This is a genomic window from Nocardioides sp. (assembly GCF_031397825.1).
Classification (GTDB): domain Bacteria; phylum Actinomycetota; class Actinomycetes; order Propionibacteriales; family Nocardioidaceae; genus Nocardioides.
Genome location: NZ_JANNML010000035.1, coordinates 1 through 3,317 on the forward strand (window position 1 = coordinate 1; position 3,317 = coordinate 3,317).

A 3,317-nucleotide genomic window follows, 5' to 3' on the forward strand; every position below is an offset into this window, starting at 1 on the left:
TGCTGCGCTTGTGGTCCTGCCCCGAGCGGAACCAGCCGTCGCTGGTCGGACCCCAGTCGGTCATCAGCAGCGGACCGGCCGGAAAGCCGTGGCGATCGAGGAACGCCGTCATCGGTCGAGCCGTGTTCCACGCTCCCGTGGAGAGGTAGACGACGAAGACGTCGGCACTGCCGGCCACCACCTCGTCGTAGAGCTCCGCCATGCCGGACACCGACCGGCGCTCGTCCTCGCGGACCAGGAACGCGTTGCGGAAGGCCAGCAGGGGCCGCGGCAGCATCGTCACGATCACGGTGTCGTCGAGGTCGCTCAGCAGGCCGAGGGTCGTGGTGGGACCCACGACGCGCACGGGCGCGTGGACCGGGTCGGCATCGGCGACGCGGAGCACGACGGTCGTCCACCCGGGGCCGACGTCGGCGTCGAGCCGCGCGTCGACGTAGCCGTCCGGACCGCTGGTCACGGTGTGGTTCCGACCGGCGACCTCGATCGTGATCGCCACGCCGGCAGCCGAGGTGGACACGAAGCGGCGCCAACCCCGTCCGTCGGTGCGCGTGGCCCGCGGGGTGCCGGGCGGGGCGAGCAGCACCCGGGCCAGGACCCGGACCCAGCCGGTCCCTCCTGCGCCGGTCGATCCGTAGCCGGTGAACGGCACGACACGCGGCGTCCACCCCCGCGAGCCCAGCTGCTGCTCGACCGCGTCGCGGACGTGTCGTTCGAGCCGGGCGGCGCGGTGCGGCTGGCTCATGGTCGACGACCCTAGCGAGGGCGGCGGCACGGCGGGTGGACCACGGTTGTCGCAGGAGTCGGCGGTGGCGGCGCTGGGGTGGCAAACTGCTCCGGTGAGGTCATGGGGTGCAGCCGTGCTGCTGACGGCGGCGGTGACGGCGACGTCGCTGACGAGCGGGTGCAGTGCCGACCGCCCCGCACGCACGCTGGCGCCCCCGCTGGAGGAGCTCGTCGACGCCGGCCCGCCGTCGTACGACCCCGGCCTGGAGGCCGCTGCGGCCGTCCTCGCGCTGGTGCCGGAGGAGGCGACGTCGCTCTCGGTCACCGACTTCGACCAGGTGCGGCTGCTGCTGGGTGCCTCGCTGCTGACCGGGCAGGACCCGGCGCCGGTGCGCGAGCGCTTCTGGCGGCGCGCCGACGCGCAGGCGCCGCTGCTGTCGGAGGGCCTCTTGGCCCCGGTCGACGCGGAGCTGGCGGCCGACTACGGCTTCACGCGCGACGACGTGAGCTGGGAGGCCTCGTTCACCGGCCCCGCCGGGGACGGCTTCGTGCTGGCGCTGCGCGACGACCTCCCGATGGCGGGCGTCCAGCGTGCGGTGCGGGACGGCGTCGGTCCGCTGGCCGGAGCCGACGTCGACGCCGTGCTGCGCCTGGTCACGGTCGGCACGACCGACGACCCCGAGGCGAGCTGGGCGACCTCCGAGGAGCTGGTCGCGCTCGTGGGCCCGGCGGCGGCCAACGCGACGTACGTCGAGCGCGACTGCCTCGACTTCGACCAGGCCTTCGGAGCCGATCGCTCCACCCTCGCGGCGGTGCCGGCCGACGACCTGGCGGCCCTTGAGCCGCTCGAGATGTTCTCCGTGACGCTCGGCGGCGAGCTCGCGACGGTGCGGCTGGGGAGCGGTCGCGAGGACGCCTTCGAGCGGATGCGCCTTGCCGGCAACCTGCCCGCCACCGAGCCCGAGCTGGGACTGGGCTTCTCCCAGGGCGTGGCCGACCCGATCGGCGGCCGCATCGGCTTCCAGATGCCGGACCCCGCCGTGGCCGGACGGCTCACCCGCGAGAGGCAGCTGCCCTTCGCGGTCTGCCCCTCCTGACGGCGTCACCGCGTCGTCGTCAGAGCCCTCATGGCCGTCAGCGGCGGGTGCTGGCGGTCTCTCCTGGCAGTCGTGTGCCGCAGCCTGCGGTGCAGCGCTCTGTGAAGGCTCAGGACATCGCGGACACATTTAGTCTCAAGACATCGCGGACACCTGATCGGCTGTGTGGCCCTGGTTGGACGAGCCTGGGGCATGGCCAAGGATGGAGTGCCGGTGTCTCCGGAGTTCGCAGCGTTGGTGGCGCGTTATGTCGAGGGCGAGCGGTTCAACGTCCGCAGGCAGTGCGCGTTGGTCGGGTGCTCGACCACGAAGTTCTACAAGTACGCCGGCCGGTTCAGCACCCTCGGGGTCGAGGGGCTCTACCCCGACTCGCGGCGCCCGTTGACCTCGCCTGGCGCGATCAGCACCGAGGTCGAGGACCTGGTCGTGCGAGCCAGGAAGGAACTGGTCGAGGACGGTTGGGACGAGGGTGCGGACTCGATCTGGTTCGTCCTGGACGACCTGTGCCGCACCGCAGCCGCGGATCATCGCTCACGCGATCCGCGTCGAGCACGTCGAAAGATCTTGTCGGACGCGCAGTGGCCCGCCGGGGCTGCGGTGCCCTCGCGGGCCACGATCAACCGGATCTTGACCCGTCGCGGTCAGGTCGTGGCGGTGCCACAGCGTCGGCCCAGGGCAGCGACTCGGCGCTTCGAGGCGGACCAGCCCAACACTCGCTGGCAGATGGACGGCTTCGAGGTCGCGTTGATCGACGGCACGCCGGTCTGCATCCTGCACATCGTCGATGACTGCTCACGCATGGACATCGCGTTGCACGCGGTCCCTAGCGAGAACGGCGCCGACGTGTGGGCCACCTTCCAGACCGCAGCAGCCAGGTACGGGCTGCCCGCCGAGCTGCTCACCGACAACGGCACCGCGTTCTCGGGCACGCGCCGCGGCTGGACCAGCGCGCTGACCGAGAACCTCACCGCGCTCGGGATCCGCCACCCCACCAGCTCGATCGCGCACCCCCAGACCTGCGGCAAGTGCGAACGTGCTCACCGAGCGGTGCGCAAGTGGCTGGCCCGCAGACCCCTGTTCACCACCCTCGCCGACCTCAACAGCGCTCTGGAGACCTACCGGACCCTGCACAACCACGACCGGCGACGACGCCACCTCAACGGACTGACACCCCGCGACCGATACGAACTCGGCCCCCAGGACGGACCCACCGGACGAGCGACATCAACGACCACGATCAGCACCAAGATCGTGACCAAGACCGGCACGATCTTGTTCAACAGAACCGCACTAGGCATCGGACGCGCTCACGCCGGCAAGAGCGTCACCGTGATCCGCCAAGGCCAACAACTCAGCATCATCAGCGAGTCCAGGCTCATCGCCGAGGCCACCCTCAAGCACGGCAACCGCTACCAATCAGCGCACCCGACCCGTAAGAATGTGTCCGCGAAGTCCTGAGACATAAGTGTCCGCGATGTCCTGAGACACAACACAGCG

General features: G+C 71.0%; 3 protein-coding genes. 2 read left to right on the forward strand and 1 reads right to left on the reverse strand.

The window, feature by feature from the left end; translation table 11 throughout:
- A partial coding sequence (locus RMN98_RS02805) for a phosphatase domain-containing protein (protein WP_309647283.1) occupies nucleotides 1–742 on the reverse strand: 742 nt, incomplete at its 3' end.
- A gap of 94 nt (nucleotides 743–836) precedes the next feature.
- Here RMN98_RS02805 and RMN98_RS02810 point away from each other — a divergent pair.
- A complete protein-coding gene (locus tag RMN98_RS02810; protein ID WP_309647284.1) occupies nucleotides 837–1,820 on the forward strand; it encodes a hypothetical protein in 984 nt (327 codons plus the stop codon).
- A gap of 192 nt (nucleotides 1,821–2,012) precedes the next feature.
- The gene (locus RMN98_RS02815) at nucleotides 2,013–3,278 is read left to right on the forward strand and encodes a DDE-type integrase/transposase/recombinase (protein ID WP_309647285.1); all 1,266 of its coding nucleotides are present in this window, start codon (nucleotides 2,013–2,015) and stop codon (nucleotides 3,276–3,278) included.
- The last annotated feature ends 39 nt before the right edge of the window (nucleotides 3,279–3,317 follow it).